The organism is Streptomyces sp. NPDC058221 (assembly GCF_042882365.1).
In the GTDB taxonomy this organism is placed as follows: Bacteria; Actinomycetota; Actinomycetes; order Streptomycetales; family Streptomycetaceae; genus Streptomyces.
In genome coordinates, this window is record NZ_JBHVWF010000036.1 from 463 (window position 1) to 25,421 (window position 24,959).

At 70.5% G+C, this 24,959-nt stretch carries 20 protein-coding genes and 1 pseudogene; 9 read left to right on the top strand and 12 right to left on the bottom strand.

All coding sequences use genetic code 11. The features are described from left to right. Positions 1–133: 133 nt before the first annotated feature. The 6 genes from ACFVW8_RS14505 to ACFVW8_RS14530 all read right to left on the bottom strand — a co-directional run bounded on the left by ACFVW8_RS14505 (position 134) and on the right by ACFVW8_RS14530 (position 5,032). Positions 134–613 (bottom strand): SRPBCC family protein, encoded by a 480-nt coding sequence (locus ACFVW8_RS14505; protein ID WP_389689686.1) that lies wholly within the window; start codon positions 611–613, stop codon positions 134–136. 1 nt (position 614) lies between these two features. After that, positions 615–872, bottom strand: a complete 258-nt coding sequence (locus ACFVW8_RS14510; RefSeq protein WP_359079804.1) for an acyl carrier protein — start codon at positions 870–872, stop codon at positions 615–617. 16 nt (positions 873–888) lie between these two features. Next, complete coding sequence (locus tag ACFVW8_RS14515; RefSeq protein ID WP_389689688.1) at positions 889–2,139, bottom strand: beta-ketoacyl synthase N-terminal-like domain-containing protein; 1,251 nt, start codon at positions 2,137–2,139, stop codon at positions 889–891. After that, complete coding sequence (locus ACFVW8_RS14520; RefSeq protein WP_389689690.1) at positions 2,136–3,404, bottom strand: beta-ketoacyl-[acyl-carrier-protein] synthase family protein; 1,269 nt, start codon at positions 3,402–3,404, stop codon at positions 2,136–2,138. The genes ACFVW8_RS14515 and ACFVW8_RS14520 overlap by 4 nt, the downstream gene beginning before the upstream one ends. Further along, positions 3,401–3,835: a cupin domain-containing protein gene (locus ACFVW8_RS14525; protein ID WP_389689692.1), complete on the bottom strand. Its 435-nt coding sequence runs from the start codon at positions 3,833–3,835 to the stop codon at positions 3,401–3,403. Before ACFVW8_RS14525 ends, ACFVW8_RS14520 begins: the two co-directional genes overlap by 4 nt. Before the next feature lie 75 nt (positions 3,836–3,910). Further along, complete coding sequence (locus ACFVW8_RS14530) at positions 3,911–5,032, bottom strand: SchA/CurD-like domain-containing protein (RefSeq protein WP_389689694.1); 1,122 nt, start codon at positions 5,030–5,032, stop codon at positions 3,911–3,913. A gap of 277 nt (positions 5,033–5,309) precedes the next feature. Between ACFVW8_RS14530 and ACFVW8_RS14535 the strand changes: the two genes are divergently transcribed. After that, positions 5,310–6,944: an FAD-dependent oxidoreductase gene (locus tag ACFVW8_RS14535; RefSeq protein ID WP_389689696.1), complete on the top strand. Its 1,635-nt coding sequence runs from the start codon at positions 5,310–5,312 to the stop codon at positions 6,942–6,944. 27 nt (positions 6,945–6,971) lie between these two features. Here ACFVW8_RS14535 and ACFVW8_RS14540 read toward each other — a convergent pair whose 3' ends face one another. After that, positions 6,972–8,495 carry an alpha/beta fold hydrolase gene (locus tag ACFVW8_RS14540; RefSeq protein WP_389689698.1) on the bottom strand — a complete coding sequence of 508 codons (1,524 nt, stop codon included), beginning with the start codon at positions 8,493–8,495 and terminating at the stop codon, positions 6,972–6,974. A gap of 261 nt (positions 8,496–8,756) precedes the next feature. Between ACFVW8_RS14540 and paaK the strand changes: the two genes are divergently transcribed. Next, positions 8,757–10,052: a phenylacetate--CoA ligase PaaK gene (paaK, locus tag ACFVW8_RS14545; protein WP_389689700.1), complete on the top strand. Its 1,296-nt coding sequence runs from the start codon at positions 8,757–8,759 to the stop codon at positions 10,050–10,052. Between the two features lie 172 nt (positions 10,053–10,224). Then, a complete protein-coding gene (locus ACFVW8_RS14550) occupies positions 10,225–11,013 on the top strand; it encodes an SAM-dependent methyltransferase (RefSeq protein ID WP_389689702.1) in 789 nt (262 codons plus the stop codon). Positions 11,014–11,016: 3 nt separating this feature from the next. On the opposite strand, the gene ACFVW8_RS14555 is transcribed toward ACFVW8_RS14550, so the two are convergent. The 4 genes and pseudogenes from ACFVW8_RS14555 to ACFVW8_RS14570 all read right to left on the bottom strand — a co-directional run bounded on the left by ACFVW8_RS14555 (position 11,017) and on the right by ACFVW8_RS14570 (position 15,727). Then, positions 11,017–12,519, bottom strand: a complete 1,503-nt coding sequence (locus ACFVW8_RS14555; protein WP_389689704.1) for an acyl-CoA synthetase — start codon at positions 12,517–12,519, stop codon at positions 11,017–11,019. Between the two features lie 99 nt (positions 12,520–12,618). Continuing rightward, positions 12,619–13,003: pseudogene (locus ACFVW8_RS14560) on the bottom strand (ionic transporter y4hA); the annotation flags it as partial. Positions 13,004–13,079: 76 nt separating this feature from the next. Further along, a complete protein-coding gene (locus ACFVW8_RS14565) occupies positions 13,080–14,621 on the bottom strand; it encodes an acyl-CoA synthetase (RefSeq protein WP_389689706.1) in 1,542 nt (513 codons plus the stop codon). Continuing rightward, positions 14,618–15,727, bottom strand: coding sequence for an NAD(P)H-dependent flavin oxidoreductase (locus ACFVW8_RS14570; protein WP_389689708.1), 1,110 nt, complete (start codon positions 15,725–15,727; stop codon positions 14,618–14,620). The genes ACFVW8_RS14565 and ACFVW8_RS14570 overlap by 4 nt, the downstream gene beginning before the upstream one ends. 182 nt (positions 15,728–15,909) lie before the next feature. Here ACFVW8_RS14570 and ACFVW8_RS14575 point away from each other — a divergent pair, with 182 nt between their 5' ends. Further along, positions 15,910–17,760 (top strand): serine hydrolase, encoded by a 1,851-nt coding sequence (locus ACFVW8_RS14575; protein WP_389689710.1) that lies wholly within the window; start codon positions 15,910–15,912, stop codon positions 17,758–17,760. Between the two features lie 113 nt (positions 17,761–17,873). Here ACFVW8_RS14575 and ACFVW8_RS14580 read toward each other — a convergent pair whose 3' ends face one another. Next, the gene (locus ACFVW8_RS14580; protein ID WP_389689712.1) at positions 17,874–18,986 is read right to left on the bottom strand and encodes a LacI family DNA-binding transcriptional regulator; all 1,113 of its coding nucleotides are present in this window, start codon (positions 18,984–18,986) and stop codon (positions 17,874–17,876) included. 225 nt (positions 18,987–19,211) lie between these two features. Here ACFVW8_RS14580 and ACFVW8_RS14585 point away from each other — a divergent pair, with 225 nt between their 5' ends. From ACFVW8_RS14585 to ACFVW8_RS14605, 5 genes are all read left to right on the top strand, one after another. Beyond that, complete coding sequence (locus ACFVW8_RS14585) at positions 19,212–20,480, top strand: ABC transporter substrate-binding protein (RefSeq protein ID WP_389689714.1); 1,269 nt, start codon at positions 19,212–19,214, stop codon at positions 20,478–20,480. Between the two features lie 138 nt (positions 20,481–20,618). Beyond that, positions 20,619–21,461, top strand: a complete 843-nt coding sequence (locus ACFVW8_RS14590; protein ID WP_389689716.1) for a carbohydrate ABC transporter permease — start codon at positions 20,619–20,621, stop codon at positions 21,459–21,461. Continuing rightward, positions 21,448–22,371, top strand: coding sequence for a carbohydrate ABC transporter permease (locus tag ACFVW8_RS14595; protein WP_389689718.1), 924 nt, complete (start codon positions 21,448–21,450; stop codon positions 22,369–22,371). The genes ACFVW8_RS14590 and ACFVW8_RS14595 overlap by 14 nt, the downstream gene beginning before the upstream one ends. Before the next feature lie 45 nt (positions 22,372–22,416). After that, positions 22,417–23,181, top strand: a complete 765-nt coding sequence (locus ACFVW8_RS14600; RefSeq protein ID WP_389689720.1) for an SDR family NAD(P)-dependent oxidoreductase — start codon at positions 22,417–22,419, stop codon at positions 23,179–23,181. Then, complete coding sequence (locus ACFVW8_RS14605; protein WP_389689722.1) at positions 23,169–24,956, top strand: heparinase II/III family protein; 1,788 nt, start codon at positions 23,169–23,171, stop codon at positions 24,954–24,956. The genes ACFVW8_RS14600 and ACFVW8_RS14605 overlap by 13 nt, the downstream gene beginning before the upstream one ends. The last annotated feature ends 3 nt before the right edge of the window (positions 24,957–24,959 follow it).

The window sequence follows — 24,959 nt, forward strand, 5'->3', positions numbered from 1 at the left end:
GGGCGTGGTCCGCCCCCCACTCCGGCGCCACCGGGGCGACGATCGGGGGGGGGGGCTTCGGGTGGTGCTTTTCTGGTCCCGGGCCCGGGGCCCGGCCGGACGGCCGGCCCCCGGACCGTCGGCGGAAGGTTCGTCAGCCGGCCGTGACGGAGGCCGAACGGCGCTCCCGGTCGCGCTGCTCGATCTTGTCCCGGATGAGCTCCATCTGGACCCGCGAGTTGCGGTTGATGTTGTCGGTCATCCAGGCGTCGTCGACCGGGGCGTCCGGGCGCATCGCGAAGTCCTGCGCCCAGTGCATGCGGGTGCCGCCGGGGACCTCGGAGTACTCCCAGTGGATGTCCATGTGCTGGAACGGGCCGGGCTCGACGCGACGGGCCCGGACCTTGCGCCCGCGCCGGTCCGTGGTGCGCTCGGAGACCCAGCTCCACACCTTGTCGTTCTCGTCGGGGTGCATGGTCAGGCGGAACGTGGTCCGCTCGCCGTCCCGCTCCATGACCTCGACCGCCGCGTACTCGCTGAACAGCGCGGGCCAGTTCTCCAGGTCGTTCGTCATGTCCCAGACGAGGTCCAGGGGTGCGGCGATGACGATCTCGTTCTCGGTGTGTCCGGACACTTCAGGCTCCTGTCATGAGGCTGTTGTTGACGAGGTCGAGGAACTCGCGGGGCGTCTTGCACCGGTCTGCGTCGGCCGGCAGCGGCTGTCCGTGCCGGTTCTCCAGCACGCCGACGATGCCGAGCAGGCCCAGCGAGTCGAGGCCGAACTCGTCGAAGGCGGTGCCGGACCGGTTCTCCATCTCCCGGGGGTCGACGGTGAGTCCGGCACCCTTCTTCATCAGTGCGGCCAGTTCTTCGTACGTCAGTCGGTCGGTCATGAGGGACTTCTCCTTCTCACGAGGGGGTGTCGGTGGAGCGCCGCAGCACCATCGCCGCGTTCGAGCCCATGAGGCCGCGGCTGAGCACGAGCGCCGTGCGCAGTTCGGCGGGACGGGCCCGCCCGGTGACGACGTCGAGGTCGTGGCACACCTCGAAGACGTTGGGTGTGGGCGGGATCAGACCGTTCTCCATGGCGAGCACGGCGGCCGCCGCGTCGAGGACCGGGGCACCGCAGTACGCCCGTCCGATCCCGGTCTTGGGCGCCGTCACCGGCACCCGCCGGCCGTGCGCTCCCAGCGCGTCGGCCAGGGCCAGCGCCTCGGCCCGGTCCGCGGCGGGTACGCCGAGGGCGTCCGCGAAGACCACGTCGATCTCCTCGGGCGCGCAGCCCGCCTCCCGCAGTGCGCCCTCGATGGCGTGGGCGAGCCCCTCGCGGGACTCCTCCCAGCGCATCGCGGTGGTGAAGGTGGCGGCATGTCCGGCGACTTCGGCCCTGACCCGGGCACCGCGCCGGCGCGCCGCACCCTCCTCCTCGACCACGAACATCGCGCCGCCCTCGGCGGGCACGAAACCGCAGGCGTCCGAGGTGAACGGGCGGTAGGCCCGGGTCGGCTCCTCGGTGACGCTCAGGTCCCGGTAGCCGAGCTGGCAGACGACGGAGTAGGGCGCGAGGGGGGCCTCGGCCGCGCCGACCACCACCGCGTCGGTGCCGCGCCGGATGGACCGGGCGGCGTGCGCCAGGGCGTCGAGGCCGCCGGCCTCGTCGCTGGCCACCACCGCACACGGCCCCTTGAAGCCTCCGCGGATGGAGATCTGACCGGTGCTCGCGGCGTAGAACCAGGCGATCGACTGGTAGGGGCCGACGTATTTGGAACCCTGGCCCCAGAGCCTCTGCAGCTCGCGCTGGCCGAACTCGCCGCCGCCGGAACCCGCGGCGGTCACCACTCCGACGCTGAACGGCGCGCCCTCGTAGTCGGCGCGGCCGAGCCGGGCGTCGTCCAGCGCCATGTCGGCCGCGGCCATCGCGAAGTGCGTGAACCGGTCGGTCTGCACGAGGAAGCGCTCCTCGATCAGGCTGACCGGGTCGAAGCCCCTCACCTCGCCCGCCACCCGCAGCGGCAGTTCTTCGCACCCTTCACGGGTGATCCGGTCGAGGACGCTCATGCCCTCCTGTGTCCGCTTCCAGAAGGCCTCGGTGGTCGTGCCGTTGGGGGCGACGACACCGATGCCGGTGACGACGGTACGCCGGTCCTCTGGGGTGCTCATGGAGTCCTCCCACCGGTTCTGGTCAGGGCCACCGCGGACTGGAAGCCACCGAAACCGCTGCCGACCGAGAGGACGCTGCGCAGCTTCAGCGAACGTGCGGTGCGTGGCACGTAGTCGAGATCGCACTCGGGGTCCGGCGACTCGTAGTTCGCGGTCGGCGGTACGGTCTGGTGGACCAGCGCGAGTACACAGGCCGCTATCTCTATCGCCCCGATCGCGCCGAGCGAGTGCCCGACCATCGACTTGATGGAGCTCATCGGTACGTCGTGGGCGTGCGCGCCCAGTGCCCGCTTCACCGCGGCGGTCTCGTGCCGGTCGTTCTGTTTGGTGCCCGAGCCGTGCGCGTTGACGTAGTCGATGTCCGAGGCGGCGATCCCGGCGTGTCCCAGCGCCCGGTTGATGGCCTCGGCCATCTCCAGGCCCTCCGGGGTCAGCCCGGTCATGTGGTAGGCGTTGCCGAAGGTGGCGTAGCCCGCGATCTCGCAGTAGACCGTCGCACCGCGGGCGCGGGCGTGCTCCAGCTCCTCCAGCACCAGTACCGCTCCGCCCTCGCCCATCACGAAGCCGTCGCGGCGGGAGTCGAAGGGCCGGGAGGCGTGTTCGGGGTCCTCGTTGTTGGCCGAGGTCGCCTTGATCGCGTCGAAGCACGCCACCGTGATCGGGGTGATCGGGGAGTCCGACGCCCCGGCGATGCAGACGTCGACGCGGCCGTCCTCGATGGAGTGGAAGGCGTAGCCGATCGCGTCGAGTCCGGAGGTGCAGCCGGTCGAGACGGTCTGCACCGGACCGTGCGCGCCGACCTGCTCGGCGACGGCGGAGGCCAGCGAACTGGGTGAGAAGGCCCGCTCCAGATGGGGCCCGGCCGGCCGGTGGTCGACGTCCCAGCGTGCACCGCTGCCGCTGACGGCGACGTAGTCGTGCTCCAGCCGGGTGGTTCCGCCGACCGCGGTACCGAGCGAGACACCCATGCGCCAGGGGTCGGTCCGCTCCTGGTCGAGGCCCGCGTCGGCGAGCGCCTCGCGGGCGGCCACCGTCGCGAACTGGACGTAGCGGTCCGAGCGGGCGATCTCGCCCTCGTCCAGCCCGTACGCCGCCGGGTCGAAGTCGCATTCGGCGGCGATCCGGGACCGGAAGCCGGCCGGGTCGAAGAGCGTGATGCCGCGTGTCGCCGTGCGGCCGTTGGCGAGGAGGTCCCAGAAGGCCGGTGTGCCGATCCCGCCCGGGGCGACGACACCGACGCCCGTGACCGCCACACGCCGGGTCATGAGGCGGCCTCGGTTCGTTCTGGCGGCGCGCTCCGCTCGGCGGAGTCCGTGTGCTCGGTGTCGACGTGTCCGAGCTCCGGGCGGGGGGCGAGCGGCCCGAGATGGAAGACCATGCGCGCCTCGGTGTCGCCCACGTTGCGGAAGCGGTGCCTGACGTGCGGGGGGATGAGCAGTCCCTGGTCGGGCCGCATCGCGTGCGGTTCACCGTCCAGGTCGACCTCGAGGAGCCCGTTCACGACGTACACGAACTCCTCCGAGTACGGGTGGTAGTGCTCACCGATGCGGTCACCGGGCTGGACGATGGCCAGTCCCATGAAGCCGCTGGTGGCACCTACCGCCGTCGGGGTGAGCAGGGCGCGCAGGTCGCCTCCGCGCCTGCGGTTGGGCTGGGTCTCACTGAGGTCCACGATGCGTGGCCGGTGCGTGGTCATGGCTGCTTTCCTCCTGGCGCGTTGCGCGTTGTGTCGACGGGTTGAGCGAGAACCCCCCAAGTGCTGGGGCGCGGCTCAGGACTCCGCGGCCCGCCGGTCGGTGATCAGGTGCATCTCGGACCGGGCGAGGAAACGCGCGGCGTCCTCGTCGCTGGTCGGCACGGCGTTCGCGGTCCCGTCCAGGAGGCGGGCGAGCCTGGCCGCCTTGCCGGGGCCGTGGATGCCGAGCGCCTGGGCGGGCTGCCCGTCGAGCGGACCACTGACCTCCAGGAGACGGACGACGATGTCGTCGCGCTGGAAGATCGTGCTGCTGTCGATGGGGCTGCCGGTCTCGTCGGCCTCCTCCTCGTCGTGCTCGGCCAGAAGCCGGGCCAGGGCCATGCCGCAGCCCTCCTTGGCCTGGTAGAACAGCGCGTGGCGCTTGAGGTCCGCCTCGGGGTGCCGGCCCGTCGTCACGTGGTGGACGGTGGGCAGCGCCGCCCGGGTGAAGAACATCCGTGCCGAGTCGGGGTCGGCCAGGTCGCGGTCCTGCTCCAGATACGGGTTGATCGCCTCTTCGACGGCCCGGATCTCCGGCTGCCGGGAGACGTGCCGGAGGGCCGCGAGGAGGTCGCCCTCGACCTCGACCGCGCGCACCACGCGGTTACCGTGCATGAAGAGCGAGGTGCGGCGCAGCCGGGTGTGCTCGTCGACCCGGGCCTTCGGGGGGTCGTAGTCGGCGAGGAGCTTCGCGACGATCTCCTCGGTGCCCGGCTTGACGGTGAAGGTCAGCGCGTGGCGCACGATCCCGTCCCCGAGGCGGGGTGCGGACTGGAGCCCGCCCTTGAGGGGCTCGAAGCTCTCCTCGAAGGCGGCGCCGGTCTCGCGCAGGACGCTGAAGCGCAGCGAGCGGGTGTCGCGTACGCAGCTGTGCAGGGGCTGGACGGTGGCGACGTGGTCCTCGCTGTTGACCCAGGCGAGGAAGGGCGGCGCGCTCTCCCACTCGCTGGTGATGAGCCACTGGGAGGGGTTTTCGATGGACTGGCACAGCTGGTCGCTGATGTGGCCGGGGATCGAGGCCACCTGGTTGCGCATGTGCTCGTAGGCCTCCAGGAACTGCTTCTGGGCGCCGTCGTGCAGGTCAAGCAGCAGGATGACCCGCAGCCTGGATCCGTCGAAGGCGGACTGGGAGGTCCGTTCCGAGAGGGTGGTGGTCATCTGTCGAGCTCCTTCGAGACGGTGGGGCGGCCCGGCCGGCCGGTTCGCTGGGTAACCGGCGGCTGTCGAGTGGAATGCGGAGCGGGGAGTCTCCCGGCGGATGAGCACGGTCCGCCCCGGACCGCGGGCGTCGTCTCCGTCACCGATCGTGAAACGCTGGTCCGCCTGACGCGAGATTTATGAACCGTTCAGGTGAGCGGGCGTCCGAACCGCTCCGACCCGGCTCCGACCAGGGCATGGACACTGCATCTGTACGGCGTCCGAGCTGGAGCAACTGATGAACGAGAACGTCGACCTCCACGTACCGGTCCTCATCGTGGGCGGCTCCCTGGTGGGCCTGTCCGCGTCCCTTTTCCTCGGTCGGCTCGGCGTCGAGCATCTGCTGGTCGAGAAGCACGCGGCCACCTCGACGCACCCACGCGGCCGCGGCAACAACGTCCGCACGATGGAGATCTTCCGCCGGGCCGGGGTGGAGCCGCAGATCCGGGCGGCCGCGTCGGTGCTGGCGGAGAACCACGGCATCCTGCAGGCCGGATCGCTGACCGGCGACGACCAGGAGTGGCTGTTCAAGGAGATCGACCCGGGTGGCGCACTCGCCCGCTTCAGCCCGACCGGCTGGTGCCTGTGCAGCCAGAACGATGTGGAGCCGGTCCTGCTGGACCGGGCCCGGGAGCAGGGCGGCGATCTGCGGTTCTCCACCGAACTGCTCTCGTTCGACCCGGACGGCTCAGGGGTCGGAGCGGTCCTGAAGAACCGCGAGACGGGCGAGCACACCACCGTGCGGGCGGACTATCTCATCGCCGCGGACGGCCCGCGCAGTCCGGTGCGTGAGCAGTTGCGCATCGGCCGTTCGGGTGCCGGAGACCTGTTCCACAACGTGAGTATCACCTTCCGTTCCCGCCGGCTCGCCGATGTGCTCGGGGACCGGCGCTTCATCGTGTGCTACCTGACGAATCCGGAGGCGGACGGCGCCCTGCTGCCGGTGGACAACGAGGAGCAGTGGGTGTTCCACGCGCCGTGGCAGCCCGACCGGGGCGAGACGCTTGAGGACTTCACGGACGAGCGGTGCGCCGAGCACATCCGCAGGGCGGTCGGCGCGCCGGACATCGACGTCGAGATCACCGGCAAGGCGCCGTGGCATGCGGCGGAACGGGTGGCGGACCGCTACTCCCGGGACCGGGTGTTCCTCGCCGGTGACTCGGCGCACGAGATGTCGCCCACCGGTGCGTTCGGTTCCAACACCGGTATCCAGGACGCGCACAATCTGGCGTGGAAGCTCGCCGCCGTGCTGCGCGGCGAGGCGGGAGCGGGTCTGCTGGACACCTACGGGGCGGAGCGGCTGCCGGTGGCACGGGCCACGAGCGAGCGTGCCTCGGCGCGCTCCGGCGAGCACAGCCACCCCGGGTATGCGCCGCCGCCCACCGTGGGCGGCGGGAAGCGCGGCGGAATGCTCAACGTGGCGCTGGGCTACCGCTATGTGGACGGTGCGGTGCTGGGCGTCGCCCCGGATCAGCCGGTGGTGCCGCAGGGGATGCAGCTGACGGGTGAACCGGGCAGCAGGGCACCGCACTTGTGGGTCCGGCGGGCGGGGACGCGGATCTCCACCCTGGATCTCTACGAGCGGTCGTTCGTGCTGCTCGCCGACGGCGCGGACGTGGCGTGGCGGCGGGCGGCGGCGCGGGTCGGTGACCAACTGGCGGTGCGGTTGGACGCGTTCGGGATCGGCACCGGTCCCGGCGGCGATCTGGAGCCGGAGGCCGGTGCCGACTGGGCCGAGGCGCACGGCACCAGCACCGAGGGTGCGGTGCTGGTCCGCCCCGACGGCTTCGTCGCCTGGCGCTCGGAGACGGGTGTCCCGGACGCGGAGGCGACGCTGCGGGACGTCATGGTGTCCTTGCTGGACAGGGGCTGACCCGGCGGGTCGCCTCCTGGCGCCCCGTCAGGCCATGCCGAACGACCGGAGGGCTGCGAGGAATTCCTCCGGCCGTTCGGTGTGGACGAGGTGGCCGGCGTCGATGGTGACGAGCCGGCAGTCGGGGATCCGGTGGGCCATCCAGACAAGATCGTCCTGGTCGATCTGGCTCGTCGGGCCGCCGCCGATGATCAGGGTGGGCGCGGTGATCTCGCCCAGGCGTTCGCGGCCCGCCGGATCGGGCTCATTGAGCTGGGCGTTGATGGACGGCACCACGGGCCAGTCGAAGCCGAGCTCTTCGTCGGGGCGTTCGACGGGGCCGCGGGGCGGGTCGAGCGGGAAGGGCGGCGGGGCCTCCTCGATGACGAGCCGGCCGATGAGTCCCGGCTGCCGCTCGGCGAGCAGACAGGCCGCGAGCCCGCCCATGGAGTGGCCGACGACCGTGGCGCCGGAGAGGTTGCGGGCCTCCAGGAACGCGTGCAGATCGTCCCGGAACAGCTCGAAGGAGTAGCGGCCGGTCCAGTCGCTGAGGCCGTGGCCGCGGAAGTCCAGTGCGTACACGCGGTGTCCACCCGCCAGCTCTTCGGCGATCCGGGTCCAGGTGCGGCTGTCGCCGCAGCGTCCGTGGACCAGCACGACCGGCGGCGCGGACGGGTCCCCCCACACCCGGTAGGCGATCCGTATCCCGCCGGCCTGCACGCTGTGCACGTCCGGGTCGAGGAAGGCGGTGACGGTGCGGACGAAGGCCCCCGGGTCGTCGAGCCACGGGAAGTGTGCGGCGCCGCGCTGCACGGCGAACTCCGCGTGCGGGAAGAGCGCGGCGAGTTCGGCGGCACGGTCGGGGGTCGTCACGCCGTCGTACTCTCCCGCGAGGACCAGCACCGGCGCCGGCAGCTCACGCAGAGCGGCCACCGTCGTCGCCGGATCGAACGCTTCCTGAGCGTAATAGGCCCCGGCCGCGAAGGAGTTGAGCTGCGCCGCGGACGACGCGGCGTGGGCCTGCGCGGCGGCGTCCCAGCGGCCGTAGAGGAACGGCCTTGCGGAGGCGCGCAGTTCGTCGGTGAGGCGTCCCGCCCAGATCTCCTCCAGGGCCGGGAGCGCCTCCTCGTACCAGGGCTCCGACCGACGCAGCCCGGCGGCCTCGCGGGCCTCGCGTTCGGCGAAGCCGAAGCCGGCGGCCTGCGTTCCGGGGGTGATGAGCAGGAGATTGCGCAGCGCACCCGGATACCGGGCGGCATAGAGCGCGGCGAGCTCGCCGGCGGCCGAGTGGGCGAGCAGGTCGATGTGTTCCAGACCCAGGTGTGCGCGCAGTGCCTCGATGTCGTCGACCATCCGGTCGCAACGGTAGGTGCCGGTGTCGTCCGGTACGGCGGAGTCCCCGGTGCCACGCAGATCGAGCAGCACCAGTTGCCGGTGGGTGTCGAGCCCTCCCAGGCCTCCGAGATAGGCACTGGCCCGCATGGCCCCGCCGGGCAGACAGATCAGAGGATCGCCCTGCCCGGCGAGGTGATACGCGAGCTCGGTTCCGTCGTACGTGTGGAAAGTCGGCATGGAACCATCCAAACAGGGCCGACCGGGTGACGCAGCCCTGTTCGGTACGAGCGTATCCGCGGCGCGGGGCGGCTCGTGTCGGGTCGGGGCGTCGCCGGGGACGTCCCGCCGGCGGTGGTCCGGGCGCGCCGCAACCCGTCACGCGACATGCGTCCCGTCGCCCCTCTTGCCATGGAGCGGAAGATCCTGAATTACTGCTCCCGGGAGGAACGACCGAATGATCGGTCGTCTGCACGGTGCGCTCGGAAGAGGGAGATCCGCATGACGGCTCTGCTGGACGCGGCGGAACGGATGGACCGCGAGGAGCTGCGGGCACTCCAGCTCGAACGGCTGCGGGCGACACTGCAGCATGCGTACACCCACGTCGGCCACTACAGGGCGGCGTTCGACCGGGCGGGGCTGCACCCGGACGACTGCCGCTCGCTCGCCGATCTCGCCCGGTTCCCCTTCACCACCAAGGCCGATCTGCGGGACAACTACCCGTTCGGGATGTTCGCGGTGCCCGAGGATCAGGTGCGCCGGATCCATGCGTCCAGCGGCACGACGGGCCGCCCTACCGTCGTCGGCTACACCCAGGGCGATCTGGACATCTGGGCGGACGTGGTCGCCCGCTCGATCCGGGCGGCCGGCGGCCGCCCGGGGCAGAAGGTCCATATCGCTTACGGGTACGGGCTGTTCACCGGCGGGCTCGGGGCACACTACGGGGCGGAGCGGCTCGGCTGCACCGTCATTCCCGCGTCCGGGGGCATGACCGCCCGGCAGGTCCAGCTGATCCAGGACTTCCGTCCCGACATCATCATGGTGACGCCGTCCTACATGCTGACGCTCCTGGACGAATTCGAGCGGCAGGGCGTCGACCCGAGATCGACGTCGCTGAAGGTGGGCATCTTCGGCGCCGAGCCGTGGACGCAGGAGATGCGGCGCGAGATCGAGGAGCGGTTCGCGATCGACGCGGTCGACATCTACGGGCTGTCCGAGGTGATGGGGCCCGGCGTCGCCCAGGAGTGCGTGGAGACGAAGGACGGGCTGCACATCTGGGAGGACCACTTCTATCCGGAGGTGGTCGACCCGTTCACCGGTGAGGTGCTGCCCGAGGGCGCGGAGGGTGAGCTGGTGTTCACCTCGCTCACCAAACAGGCCATGCCGGTGATCCGTTACCGCACCCGGGATCTGACCCGGCTGCTGCCGGGAACGGCACGGGTGTTCCGGCGTATGGAGAAGGTGACCGGGCGCAGCGACGACCTGGTGATCCTGCGCGGGGTGAACCTCTTCCCGACCCAGATCGAGGAGATCGTGCTCCGTACGCCCGCGGTGTCACCGCACTTCCAGCTGCGGCTGACCCGGGAGGGACGGCTGGACGTGCTGACAGTGCGCGCGGAGGCCCGGGCGGGGGCGACGCCGGAGCAGCGCGCGGCCGCGGCCGCGTCGGTGGCGACCGCCGTCAAGGACGGGATCGGGGTCTCGGTCGGGGTGGAGATCCTCGACCCCGAGACGCTGGAGAGGTCGGTCGGCAAGTTCAGGAGGATCGTGGACGAGCGGGACCGGCCGGGCAGTTGACGTTCACTCAGCTGTGCGGTCGGCTCAACTCACCACGGGTGCTGCGTGGTTGTTGTGACAGTATGCGTCGATGCGGTGAAGGCCCGCAGGGCAGACGTGCCCGGACCCGCACCCTCCCGCCTGTTCCGCGCACGCCGCACCGTCCGCACACCGAAGAACTCTGGAGCTGTCCATGACGCCAGGCACGGCCGATTCTCCGATCGACACCAGCAGGCCGCACCCGGCGCGTGTCTACGACTATCTGCTGGGGGGCAAGGACAACTACCCCGTGGACCAGGAGCTCGGCGAACAGATGCCGGCCATGGCCAAGGAAGCCGTCGCGCAGAACCGGGCGTTCATGCACCGGGCGGTCGGCTGGGCCGCGCGCGCGGGCATCGACCAGTTCCTCGACATCGGAACGGGCATTCCGACCCGGCCGAACCTCCACCAGATAGCGCAGGGGATCAGTCCCGCGGCCAGGGTCGTCTACACGGACAACGATCCCATCGTCCTGCGCCACGCCGAGGCGCTGCTCGTCAGCACCCCCGAGGGCGCCACCGACTACCTCGACGCCGATGTGCGAGCGCCGGAGAAGATCCTGGACCACGCCAGGACCCTGCTGGACTTCGGCCGGCCCGTCGCCCTGTCCCTCGTCGCCCTCATGCACTTCGTTCCCGACGAGGACGATCCCTACGGCATCACCCGCACCCTCATGGACGCGCTGCCCTCCGGCAGCTGTCTGGTGCTTTCGCACTTCACCAAGGACTTCCTCTCCGCCGAGCAGGACAAGACCGATGAGTACCGGTCGAGCGGAATCAGCCTGCGACCGCGGACGCGCTCGGAGGTCGCCCGGTTCTTCGACGGGCTCGATCTCGTCGAGCCGGGTCTGGTCACGGCTCCCCGGTGGCACCAGGACGCGCCGCTCCCGGAGAACACCGGGGCCACCGACAGCTTCTACGCCGGGGTCGCCCGCGTGGCATGAGCCCTATCCGGCGAAGCGGTCGCGCAGCTCACGCTTGAGGATCTTTCCGCTGGCGTTGCGCGGGAGCCCGTCCACGAAAAGGATCCGCTTCGGAGCCTTGAAGTGGGCGAGCCGCTCGCGGGCGTGGCCGATCAGCTCGGCCTCCGTGGCCTCACCGCGCAGTACGACGACGGCGGTGACGGCCTCGATCCACCGCTCGTCGGGCAGTCCGACGACTGCGGCCTCGGCGACCGCGGGGTGGGTGTAGAGGGCGTCCTCGACCTGGCGGGAGGCGACGAGGACACCGCCGGAGTTGATGACGTCCTTCACCCGGTCGACTACGGTGAAGTAGCCCTCCGGGTCGCGTACGGCGAGGTCGCCCGAGCGGAACCACCCGTCGCGGAACGCCTCGGCGCTCTCCTGCGGCTTGTCCCAGTAGCCGTTGCACAGCTGGGGCGAGCGGTACACCACTTCGCCGGCCGTGCCGTCGGGCACGTCCTTGCCGCTCTCGTCGACGACCTTCGCCTCGACGAAGAGGACGGGCCGGCCGCAGGAGTCCATCCGGCCCTCGTGCTCGTCGGGGCCCAGGACGGTGGCGAGCGGGCCGATCTCGCTCTGTCCGAAACAGTTGTAGAAGGCCAGTCCGGGCAGCCGGTCACGGAGTCGCTCCAGCACCGGCACCGGCATGATCGAGGCACCGTAGTACGCCTTGCGCAGCCCGCCGAGGTCGCGCCGTTCGAAGTCCGGGTGGTTGGCGAGGCCGATCCAGACGGTGGGCGGGGCGAAGAGGCTGTCGGCCTGTCCCGACTCGACGAGGTCGAAGATGCGGCCCGCGTCCGGGGCGTCCAGGACCGTGTTCTGCGCCCCGACCGCGAGGTAGGGCAGCAGGAACACATGCATCTGCGCCGAGTGATAGAGCGGCAGTGCGTGGACGGGGCGGTCACCGGCGCGCAGGTCGAGGGCGGTGACGGCGCTGACGTACTCGTGCACGAGGGCCCCGTGCGTCATCATCGCGCCCTTGGGGAGTGCGGTGGTGCCGGAGGTGTAGAGCAGCTGGGCGAGGTCGTCCGCGCCCGGTTCGTGGTGCGGCGTGAAGGCGCGCGGCGTGGACAGTTCGGCCAGCAGGGAGTCCGGGGCGTCGCGCAGCGCCCGTACGGCGTGACCGTCCGGGACGCGGCCGGCGAGGTCCGGATCGGTGAGGACCAGGGAGCTGCCGGACTGGCTCAGGATGTACGCCAGGTCCTCGCCCGTGAGGTTCTGGTTGACCGGGACGTGGACGAGTCCGGCGCGGGCGCAGGCGAGGAAGCCGATCAGGTACGCGTCGGAGTTGTGGGCGTAGGAGGCCACCCGGTCCCCCGGGCGCAGACCGTGGCCGTCCATGAGGACGGCGGCCGCGGTACCGACCGCCTCGTCGAGTTCCCGGTAGGTCCAGGCCCGGTCGGCGTACCGCAGGGCGGTGCGTTCGGGGGTGCGCCCCGCGCTGCGGGTCAGGACGCCGTCGACTGTGCTGCTGCGTACACCTGTCATGGCGTGATCCTGTGCGGGCGGGGCTCGGCGGTCAAGGGTCCGGATGCCGGCCGGGATGTCGCGGGCGGACCGGTCCGGTCGTCAGGGGCTGATCCCGAGGGCGAACGCGGCGAAGGCGAGCTGGGCGGAGGAGAACTCGGGCCCTTTCCTGCCGGTGGTGGAGGTGGGCAGCACCGGGCTGAGGGTGGCCGGCGTCGCGACGGTCGCCAGGGCCGCGCCGGAACCCTCGGCGTTGAAGACGACGACGCGGGTGCGGACCGCCCCCACCAGCAGGGACAGTCCGATGATCGGCGTTGCAGGTGATCATCACCGCCGCGTGGTGCACAGCGGCCAGGACGGCTCCGGCTAGGCAGAGAGCGATCAGGGCGACGGCGGACGGCACCGGCTTGCGCCCCCGGCTGAGGACCAGCACGACGGCGGCGAGGAGCGGCACGACCACGGTCCACCGGGTCGCCAGTGACCGGATCGTCGCGCTCGTGTTCATGGGCCGTACGCTGCCAGAGGTGCCCGGGGCCCGCGCGGTGAGTTGGGCCCCCGTGAGCGAGGGCCCTTCGCCCGGATCAGGCGTGTGACTCCCAGTAGGGCTCGCGCAGACGCCGTTTGTACAGCTTGCCGTTGGGGTCCCGGGGCATCGTCGTGATGAAGTCGAGGGTTTTGGGGCGTTTGTAGCCGGCGAGCAGCTCCGCGCTGTGGGCGAGGATCTCGGCGGCGAGTGCGTCTCCGCCCTCGTGCCCCTCGGCGGGTTCGACGACCGCCTTCACCTCTTCGCCCCAGTCGGCGTGCGGAATGCCGAAGACCGCGGCGTCGGCGACCGCGGGGTGGGTGAGCAGAGCGCTCTCGATCTCGGCGGGGTAGATGTTGACCCCGCCCGAGATGATCATGTCGATCTTGCGGTCGCGGAGGAAGAGGTACCCGTCCTCGTCGAGGACGCCGAGGTCGCCCACGGTGAAGAAGTCCCCGATGCGGTTCTTCCGGGTCTTGCCCTCGTCCTTGTGGTAACTGAATCCGCCGGTGCTCATCTTCATGTAGACGGTGCCCAGCTCGCCGGGGGCGAGGCGGGTGCCCTCGTCGTCGTACACCGCGAGTTCGCTGATCGGCCAGGCCCGGCCGACGGTGCCCGGTTTCCTCAGCCAGTCCTCGGCGGTGGCGAAGGCGCCGCCGCCCTCGCTGGCCGCGTAGTACTCCTCGACGCACCGGCCCCACCAGTCGATCATGGCCCGTTTGACGTGGTCGGGGCAGGGAGCCGCTCCGTGGATGGCGTGGCGCATCGCCGTGACGTCGTACCTCTGCTTCACCTCGTCGGGGAGGGCGAGCAGGCGGTGGAACTGGGTCGGGACCATGTGTGTGTGGGTGCAGCGGTGGGTGTCCATCGCCCGCAGCATCTCCTCGGGCGACCACTTGTCCATCAGGACCAGCGGGTGGCCGATGTGCAGGGCCGCTCCGGCGAACTGGAGGACCGCGGTGTGGTAGAGCGGTGAGCAGACCAGATGGACGTTGCCGTCGAACGGCTTGATGCCGAAGATGCCGAGGAAGCCGCCGAGGTAGGTCTCCTCGGGCAGTTTGCCGGGCAGCGGGCGCCGGATGCCGCGCGGCCGGCCCGTGGTGCCGGAGGTGTAGTTCATGACCCAGCCGAGGGTGCGCCCCTCGGGGGGCGATACCGGCCGGTTCTCCAGCAGTTCGCCGTACGGGCGGAAGCCGTCGACCGCGCCGACGCCGTAGCGGTGGCTCGCCGGCAGCTTCGCCTCGTCGGCGGCGGCGGTCGCGGCGTCGGTGAAGCGTTCGTGGGCGATGAGCACCTTGGCGCCGGAGTCGGAGACGATCCAGGCGATCTCGGGTCCGACGAGATGGTGGTTGACGGGGACGAGATAGAACCCGGCCTGCGAGGCGGCCAGGTAGGCGGTGAGGAACTCGACGCCGTTGGGCAGGACGACGGCGAAGGAGTCGCCTTCCTCCAGACCGGCGGCGCGCAGTCCGTGGACCATGCGGTTGGCGTCTGCGTGCAGCCGTCCGGCCGTCCACTTCTCGCCGTCGGGTGCGATCAGGATCGTACGGTCGGGGTCGGCGGTGGCCTGGGCCCAGAAGCCGTTGGGCGGCTGGTTCATGCGGTGCTCCGTCCGGCGATGCGGTTGATCCGGTCCACGGCACGTTCGAATCCCCGGGTGAGGTCGTCGAAGACGGCCTGCACGCTGCGCTCGGTGTTCATCCGGCCGACGATCTGGCCGACGGGGGTGCCGAGCAGGGCGCCCGTCTCGTACTTCTGGATCCGCGAGACGGCCTCGGCGACCAGCAGCCCCTGCAGCGGCATGGGCAGGGTGCCGGGTCCCGACGGGTCGTCCCAGGCGTCGGTCCATTCGGTACGGAGCTGGCGTGCGGGTTTGCCGGTGAGGGCGCGGGAGCGGACGGTGTCGCCTGATCCCGCGGCGAGGAGTTTGGCGGTCAGGGCGCGGGAGTGCATGTCGGCCTCCTCGGTGGTGAGCCAGAGGGAGCCGAGCCAGACGCCCTGCGCGCCGAGGGCGAGCCCGGCGGCGGCCTGTTCGCCGCTGCCGATGCCGCCTGCTGCGAGGACGGGGAGCGGGCCCACGGCGTCCACGACGTCCGGGACCAGCACCATGGAGGCGATCTCCCCGGTGTGGCCGCCCGCTTCGTACCCCTGGGCGACGACGATGTCGATGCCGGCGTCCGCGTGGTGCCGGGCGTGCCTGGCGCTGCCGGCGAGGGCGGCGACCAGCACGTCCTGGTCGTGGGCGCGGGCGATGACGTCGGCGGGCGGTGAGCCCAGCGCGTTGGCCAGGAGCTTGATGGGGTAGTCGAACGCCACGTCGAGCTGGTTGCGTGCGACTTCCTCCATCCAGCCGGTGATGCGCCAGCCGGAGGCCTCGCCCTCGGCGAGCTCGGGGACGCCGTGCTTGGCGAGGGTGTCCTGGACGAACTGCCGGTGTCCGGCCGGGATCATCGCCTCCACATCGGCCTCGCTCACGCCCTCCACCTTCTTCGCGGGCATGACGACGTCGAGGCCGTACGGTTTGCCGTCGGTGTGCTCCTGCATCCAGTCGAGGTCGCGTGCGAGGTCGTCGGGGGCGGTGTAGCGGACCGCTCCGAGCACACCGAATCCGCCTGCCCGGGTGATGGCCGCGGCCACCGCGGGGAACGGCGTGAAGCCGAAGATGGCGTGCTCGATCCCCAGTTTCTTGCTCAGCTCCGTCTCCATGGGCGGCAGGATGCCGCAGTCGCGCAGCCGAGGGAAGAGATTTTCTGATGCAGTGTCAGATTCTTTGTGGCTCCGGGCCCTCCGGGACGGCGGGCGCTGACAGTACCCTCTGCCTCGGCAGGAAGTTTCACGGTCGGACGAGATTTCGAAAGTTACTTTCACGCAGCGGGAAGGGGTTCCGGATGACCGAGGACACGGCGGGTGGCGGCATCAGCCGACGGCGGCTGGGCGGTGGGATGCTGGCCCTGGGCGGAGCACTCGCCCTGGCGCCGATTCCGTTCACGGAACGGGCGTCCGCAACGGAGTCGGGGGCGGGGTCGTCGGGTATGCGCACAGGAACGGCGGCGGGATCACCGTCCGGACAGAGCAGGCCGACGCTGCGGCGCGGGTCCGCCGCCCGCGCCGGGCTGCTTCAGGAACCGCTCGATCAGCTGGTGACCGAGGCGGAGAGATATCTCGACGACTCCTCCGGGCATCCCTGGTACGCCGGTGCGGTGCTGCTCGCGGGGCGGGGCGGAACGGTCGCGCTGCACCGGCCGATCGGCAAGGCGCTGCGCTATGCGGCATACGACGAGAAGACCGACACCGGTGTGGAGTTCCCGCCGGAACAGCAGATCCCCATGGCCCAGGACACGGTCTTCGACCTGGCGTCGGTGTCGAAGCTGTTCACCTCGATCCTGGCCGTGCAGCAGATCGAGCGCGGCAGGCTGGAGCTGGAGGCGACCGTCGCCTCGTACCTCCCCGACTTCGCCGGTGGCGGCAAGCAGGACGTCACGATCCGCCAGCTGCTCACCCACACCTCGGGCTTCCGCGCCTGGATCCCGCTCTACTCGGCGCCGACCCGGGAGGGGAAGCTGGAACTGATCTGGAACGAGGTGCCGGCGAGCCCGCCCGGCACCGCGTACCTCTACTCCGACCTCAATCTGATCTCACTCCAGCTGGTACTGGAGAAGATCACCGGCCGCACCGAGGACGTACTGCTCCGCGAGCAGATCACCGCTCCGCTCGGGATGCACCGCACCCGCTACAACCCGCCGGCCTCCTGGAAGCCGAAGATCGCCGCGACCGAGGACGCCCGGGCGCCGTGGTCCGGTCTTGAGCGCGGGCTGGTCTGGGGCGAGGTGCACGACGAGAACGCCTACAGCCTCGACGGCGTCGCCGGTCACGCAGGTGTCTTCTCCTGCGCCTGGGACCTGGCGATCCTGGCCCGCACGCTCCTCAACGGCGGGGTCTACGGGCGTGCGAGGATCCTCTCGGCCCACTCGGTGGACCTACTGTTCACCGACTTCAACACGGCGTTCCCGGGTGACGCGCACGGCCTCGGCTTCGAGCTCTACCAACACTGGTACATGGGGGCGATGGCCACTCCGCGCACGGCGGGCCACACCGGTTTCACCGGTACCAGCCTGGTCCTGGACCCGACCACGGACACGTTCCTGATCGTGCTGGGCAACTCGGTGCACCCAGTGCGCAACTGGCGTTCCGGCAGCGCGCCGCGCGTCGCCACCGCCAACCAGCTGGCACGCGCCGTCGCGGTTCCGCCCGCCCGGGGCCGCACGGCGTGGTTCTCCGGCCTGGCCAGCGCGTCATCCGCCACGCTGACACTCCCCCCGCTGGCTCTCGCGTCGTCGCGGGCCGGGCTGCGCTGTGCCCTGTGGTGGGACACCGAACCGGACTCCGACTTCCTGTTCCTGGAGGGCTCGTCGGACGGCGGGGCCACCTGGCAGCCGGTGCCCTTCACCACCGTCCCCACGCCGCAGGAGCAACGGCCGCAGGCCGAACCCCATCCGGCCGGTTCCGTCTCGGGCTGGTCGGGACGGGTCTGGCACCGGATGGACGCGGACCTGTCGGCCTGGCAGGGCACCGAAGTGCGGCTGCGCTGGCGGTACGCCACGGATCAGCTGTACGTCGGCCGAGGGGTGTACGTCGACGCCGTCCGGGTCGAGGACGGTGGCCGCACGCTCTTCGACGAGGGCAGACCGGTCGACGCCCGCCGTATCGAGGCGAACGGCTGGACGGCCTCGGCGAACTGACGCGGCCGCTTCCGGGCGGAGCCCGGGACCACGCACCCGGTCCCCGCCCGGACGCGGTGCGAGGGCATCGCTTCAGTACCGGCACCCTCGCACCGCCTGCCGCGCGGTCCCGCTCACCGGCGCGCTCCGGTCGGGGCCGCCGGGGCGACGGTGCGCGCACGGCTTGCCGGCACCGTCGCTCCGGCCGGTGCGGGCGCGGTCGACTCCCGTACGACCAGCCGGGGCCTGATCAGGAGCGAACGTCCCGCGACGGGCGCCGAGTCGATACGGGCTCGCAGCTGCTGAAACGTCTCGGCGGCCATCTCCGGCAGCGGCTGGCGGACCGTGGTGAGCGGCGGTTCGAAGAGGTCGGCGAGCAGGATGTCGTCGAACCCGACCACGGAGACGTCCTGGCCCGCACTGTGCCCGGCGTCCTTCGCTCCCCGGCAGATCCCGATCGCGCACATGTCGTTGATGGCGACGAACGCGGTGGGCGGGCGCGGCCCGGCCAGCAGTTCACGGGCGGCGTTGCGCCCCAGCTCGGCGGCGTCCTTGTCGCCGAACTCGGCGGTGTCGGCGCCGGGCCAGACGATCGCGTCGGCCGGGTCGAGTCCCGCCGACTCCAGGGCGGCCCGGAAGCCGCGCAGCCGCTCACGGCGGTTGACACTGTTGACCGATCCCGAGACGAACGCCAGCCGGCGGTGGCCAAGATCCAGCAGATGACGGGTGGCGAGCTCGGCGCCCATCGCGTTGTCGACGCTGATGGAGGCCAGCGACGCCGGATCGCCGGCCTGGGCGGTGCGGTCGAAGGCGACCATCTTCAGGCCCCGGCCGAGCAGCGGCGCCACGTGGTCGAGCGAGGGCAGCGAGGAACAGAGCACCACTCCGCTCACCCCGTCGGCCAGCAGTTCCTCGCCGTACTTGAGTTCGCGGGCCGGGTCGCGCTCACTGTTGCAGAGCAGTACGTGGTAGCCCTCGGCCAGCGCGATGGCCTCCAGCTCCCGGGCGAGCGCACCCCAAAAGGGGTTGGCGACGGACGGCACGATCAGGCCGATGACCTTGATCCGGCCGGTGCGCAGCATCCGCGCCGCACGGTTGGGCCGGTAGCTGAGCTCCTCGATCACCCGCTCCACGCGGGCCAGGGTGGCCGCCTGCATACGGTCCGTACGCCCGTTGAGGACGTTCGACACGGTGCTCGCGGATACTCCCGCGGCCTCCGCGACCTGATGGATCGTTACCCCGCTCATGCCACCTCCGGTTCGGAACGTGTTCAGCCAGACTAGTGTACCGATTTACTGAACTCTCTTCACCGGTACACCCGTTAACTTCCCTGAAAATTGTTGTGCATCAGCTGTTGACGCACCTCTCGGCACGTTCCTAGTCTCAGTGCATCGATTTACCAGCACTTCCCAGCCAGAGCCGGGTTGTCATCGCTGGATCGATCCACTGCCTCCACCTCAAAAGGGGTGCCCATGGAACTCAAACGACGGTCGCTGCTCGCTGCCATCGGCGCCGGGACGGCTGCGGCCGCACTCTCCGGCTGCGGCACCGGCTCCTCGGCAGCCGGCTCCGCCGACGGTCCCGCCGAGGGCGAGATCACGCTGCTCACCCCGATCTACGAAGGCGCCGACGGCAAGACACTGCTGGAGAAGGAGATCCTCGGCGGCTTCCGGAAGAAGTATCCGGACGTCAAGGTGAACGTGGACTACACCACGTATGCGCAGCTCAACGAGAAGATCACCACCGGCCTTGCGGGCGGCCTGCTGCCCGATGTGCTGATGATGGGCGTCGGCTGGATCCCCCCGTTCGCGGCCAAGAAGGCGATCGCCCCGCTGCCCGAGAAGTTCGCCACGGCGCACGACTACGAGAAGCGGGTGCTGGAGCCCTCCCGCTACGACGGCAAGCTGTACGCGCTGCCGGTGGTCCTGGACACCCGCATCGTCGTTTACCGCAAGGACCACTTCGCCGAAGCCGGGATCAAGAAGACTCCGGCCAACTGGTCGGAGCTGCGGGCCGTGGCCAAGCAGCTGACGAAGGGCGGCCGGATCGGTTTCGACCCGTTCTCCATTGAATTGCGCCAGTGTTGGGAGACTTTCCTCTTCGCCAACGGCGGTCAGCTGTTCAGCGAGGACGGCAAGAAGGTGTTGTTCACCGACAAGCGGGGTGTCGAGGCGCTGCAGTTCTTCAAGGACCTGTCGAAGGACGGCTCCTCCGACTACACGAAGAAGACGGACGCCGGTGCCCCGTCGAACGTCCAGACCGGCAAGGCGTCGATGATGATGACGACCAGCGCCCTGTGGGAACAGGTCCGTGACCAGTCGCCCGACCTGCTGAAGGACGACACGCTCGGCTGCTTCGTCCTCGCCAACCGCCGTCCGGCGATGCTCCAGGGCGGCACCCTGGTCACCCAGTCGGCGAGTTCCAAACACCCCGCCGCGGCCCGCGCATTGGTCGAGTACCTCGCGACGCCCGAGTCGATCCTGGGCGCAGCCAAGCAGCGCGGTTCGGTGCCGGGGCTCAAGGATCTCAACGAATCCGGCTATGTGAAGGAGAACAAGTTCGTCGACCTCTCGCTGCAGAACATGAGCGCCGCCCGCTCGGAGGGCGGCACCGCTGCGTGGATGGAGATCCGCGAGAAGATCAAGCCGACGCTGGAGCCCGCGATCGTGGGCGGCCAGTCCGCCAAGGACGCCATCGCGGAACTCGGCCGTCTCGCCGAGGCCGCCATCGGCCGGATGTGAGGCGTCACTGTGGGAACGACATCCGTATTGAAGGCACGGCCCGCGCGGCCGCCTGCCCCGCCCGATAACGACGCGTCCGCCAAGAAGCGCACCGGCAGGACCCCGACCGGCCCGGGACGCCGCAGGCAGCGGGCCGGCATGCTGATGGTGACGCCCGCCCTGCTGCACGCCTCCCTGTGGATCGGCCTGCCGGTCGTGGCCTCGGTGGTGCTGGCCTTCACGAAGTACGACGTGCTCACCGCACCGCAGTTCGTGGGGCTCGACAACTTCCGGGACATGCTGGACGACGCGGTCTTCCGCAAGTCCATCGTGAACACCGTCATCTACACCTTCTTCACCGTGCCGTTCGGCATGGCGCTGGGTCTGCTGGTGGCCTTGGCCCTGCACACGGGCCTGAAGGCGCGGGGCATCTTCCGCACCGCGATCTTCCTGCCCCAGGTCACCGCCACGGTCGCGATCGCACTGGTCTGGCTGTGGATCTACAACCCGGGCAACGGGCTGTTCAACACCCTGCTGTCACTCGTCGGCATCAACGGCCCGGCCTGGCTCTCCTCGACATCATGGGCGATGCCCTCGGTCATCCTGGTCGGCATCTGGCAGGGCATCGGCATGAAGATGCTCATCTACTTGGCCGCTCTGCAGTCCATGCCGAAGGAGTTGTACGAAGCAGCCTCGGTGGACGGCGCGTCCAAGGTGCGGCAGTTCTTCTCCATCACGCTGCCGCTCCTGAAGCCGGCGACGTTCTTCGTGCTCATCACCTCGATGATCACCGCGTTCCAGTCCTTCGACCAGATCTACATCCTCACCGACGGCGGACCCGCCAACAGCACCACGATGATGACGTATGAGATCTACAAGTCCGCCTTCCGGGAGTTCCGCGTCGGCTACGCCTGCGCCCAGTCACTGGTGCTCTTCGTCCTGCTGATGGGCTTCACTCTGGTCAACCGGCGGATCATGGGAGGCACCCGTGGCCACAGCTGAGCTGCACAAGCCCGCGACCGGGCACAAGCCCCGCCCCGCGGCGAAGAGAAAGCCGCTCTCCGGCGGCCGGGTCGCGCTCTATGTGACGCTGTCCGTCGTCTCGCTGCTGATGGTGGTGCCGTTCGTCTGGATGGTGCTGACCTCGCTCAAGAGCCCGGTGGAGATCGCGTCGCAGGACGCCGGACTGCTGCCGGAACACTGGGAGTTCGGCAACTACGTCGACGCTCTGAAAGCCGCGCCCTTCGCCACGTACGCCCGGAACAGCTTCATCATCGCGTTCAGCCACACCCTCATCAACGTCCTGGTGGCGTCGATGGCCGGGTACTCACTGGCCCGGATCAGGTTCCGGGGCAGCGAGGTCATCTTCTACCTGTTCATCGCGGCGCTGATGATCCCGACGTACACCAAAGTGCTGCCGGAGTTCCTGATCGTCCGCTTCATGCCACTGGCCGGCGGGAACGACCTCTTCGGCCAGGGCGGCAGCGGCTGGCTCGACTCCTGGTGGGCGCTCATCGTGCCCGGCGCGGTGACCCCCTTCGCCGTCTTCCTCTTCCGGCAGTTCTATCTGGATCTCCCGGTGGAGCTGGAGGAGGCTGCCCGTCTCGACGGGCTCGGGGAGTTCCGCATCTACTCCAGGATCATGTCCCCGCAGGTCAAGCCCGCGTTCATCACGGTGGCACTGCTGACCTTCGAGTCGTCGTGGAACAACTTCCTCTGGCCGTTGCTGGTCACCCATTCGGACAATCTCCGGGTGATCCAGGTCGGGCTCTCCGTCTTCAAGACCGAGAACGGCACCCAGTGGCACTTCCTGATGGCCGGCACCACGCTCGCCACCCTCCCCATGGTCGTTCTCTTTCTCATCGGCCAGCGCTACTTCGTGCAGGGCTTCGCAACCGCCGGTCTCAAGTGACCGGTCCCGGTCCTCATTGACCGGTTATCGAAAGGGTTTCCCCCCATGTCTGCTGATCTCCAAGGTTCCCGCGCGCTGGTGACCGGAGCGGGCCACGGCATCGGCCGTGCCATCGCCGTCGCCCTCGCCGAGGCCGGCGCCGACGTCGCCGTCCACTACCACTCCTCCGCCGACGAGGCCGCGAAGACGGTCTCGGAGATCGAGGCGCTGGGCCGGCGGGCCAAGGCGTTCCAGGCCGATGTGACGGTGACGTCCGAGGTCGACCGCCTCGTTGAGGAGGCCACCGGCTTCCTCGGCGGACTTGATGTCCTGGTCTGCAACGCCGGGCACCTGATCGGCCGGGCGAAGATCGCCGAGATGTCCGACGCCCACTTCGACCAGGTCATCTCCACCAATCTGACCTCGACATTCCGCACCGTGCGGGCCGCCCTGCCGCATCTGACGAAGTCGTCGGCCGGGCGCGTCATCACCATGGCCTCGCTGGCCGCGCACAACGGCGGCGGCCCCGGCTCGGTCGCCTACGCGGCGGCCAAGGCCGGAGTCATCGGCTTCACCAAGGGCCTGGCCAAGGAGCTCGGCGGCACCGGCATCACGGTGAACGCCGTGGCACCGGGCTTCATCAAGGGCACCGCCTTCCACGACACGTTCACCGCGCCCGAGGCGCAGCAGGCGATGGAGGCGGGCATCCCGGTGGGCCGGGCCGGCACTCCGCAGGACGTCGGCTCGGCCGTCGTCCACCTGGCGTCGCCCGCGTCCGGCTTCCTGACCGCCACCACCGTGGACATCGACGGTGGCGTGTGGCCGCGTTGAGGGGCATCGCCCGGGAGCGGGGCGGCTGGTGGCACGCCTATGTGTGCCCGGCGCACGGTGTCGAGCTGGACCACGGCGATGTGCTCGCCGGGGTGTTCCCCGAGGGCGGCGCGCGCTGTGCGTACGGCTGCAGGGTGGACAACGAGGCGGTGCGCGGCGCCTGGCTGGTGCTGTCGCACCAGGCGTGGGCGCGGCATCTGCGGGTGCTCGCCCACCGCGGCGAACGCGCCGAGGCGGTGGCCCGGCTCGTCGAGTACGCGGGCCTGTACGAGGAACTGGCCACCGCGCAGCACGGCGAGGCGCAGGGCTGGATGCTGCGCGGCCGGCTCTTCCACCAGGCGCTGACCGACGCGATCTGGGCGGTGAACATCGGCCACGCGGTCATCACGCTCGCCGAGCACGGCACGGACGACCTGGCCGGGGTGCTGCCGCTGCTGGACGCGCTGGAGCGCTCGGCCCTGGACGCCCGGTCCGTGCTGACCGGCAAAGGGCAGCTCGCCTCGAACTACACGGCGTGGCTCAACGCCGCCGGGGTGGCAGCCGGTCGCGGCGCCGCCGCGGCGCGCGGGCTGAGGTGGGACGGCGGCAAGGAGTGGCTGGAGGGCGAGCACGGCCTGTACGCGCATCTGCGGGTCGCGGTCGCCGAGGACGGCTGGGAGTGGGAGGGCAGTACCTACTACCACGGGTTCGTGCTGCGGGCGGCGCTGCTGGCGCTGCGGGGCACCGACCCGGCGGCCGTTCCGGCCGATGTGGTGGGTGTGCTGGCCGGGATGACGGATGTGCTGGCGACGATCGCGACGCCGGGCGGCATTCTGCCCGCGCTGCACGACGGTCCGTATCTGCGCGGTCCGCTGGCTCTGGAGTGGCTCGAACTGGTCGCACTGGCTCAGCAGTTGGTGCCGTCCGCCGCCCTGGAGCAGGTGGCCGGGCGGGCCCGTGCCGAGCTCGGTGACGCGGACGACGGTCTCGACCGGGAGCTGGGCGGCTGGTTCGCCGGTCCGCCGCTGCCGGAGCGGGCCGCGCCCGGTGCGCTGACGGTGTTCGGGTCGGCGGGTTACGGGGTGTTGCGGGTCGCGGGCATCCACGCGCTGCTGGACTTCGGCCCGCACGGCGGCTCGCACGGCCATCGGGACAAGTTGTCTCTTTATCTCTACGGCGATACGACTCCGTGGCAGCCCGACCCCGGTCAGGTCCCCTACGCCCACGCCGAGTTCCGTGATCTGTACGCATCGGCCGAGGCGCATCCGGCATTCCGGGTGGACGACGGCGAACAGGCCGAGTGCACGGGCACACTGGTGGCTTCGGACGAGCGCTCGGTGACGGCCGAGGTGACCACCGCGTACGAGGGGGTGCGGGCGGTCCGGCGGATCGTGGCGGGCGACGGCTATCTGGTGGACCTGCTGACCGTGTCCGCCGGGGAGGACCGGCGCATCACCGCTCAGCTGCGTCCGGGTACCGCGCTGGACGTCCAGGTGCAGGCCACCGGCCCGGTGCGCACCACCTGGTACGGCGACGAGACCCTGCACGGCTGGCACACGCACCTCGCCGGGGTACCGGTGCGCCCGGTGAGCACCCCGGGCCCCGGGCCGGCAGATGACCCCCAGCGGGTGCGCACCCGGGTCGACTTCACCGCCGTCACCGACCGGGCCACCTTCGCCTCGGTGTACCAGGCGGCGTCGGCCGGCCCCGCCGTGACCGACGTACGGCTGGCGGACGACGGGCTGACGGTCCGTCTCGCCGACGGCAGCACCGCACGGTTCCGATCGGAGGACTGACCC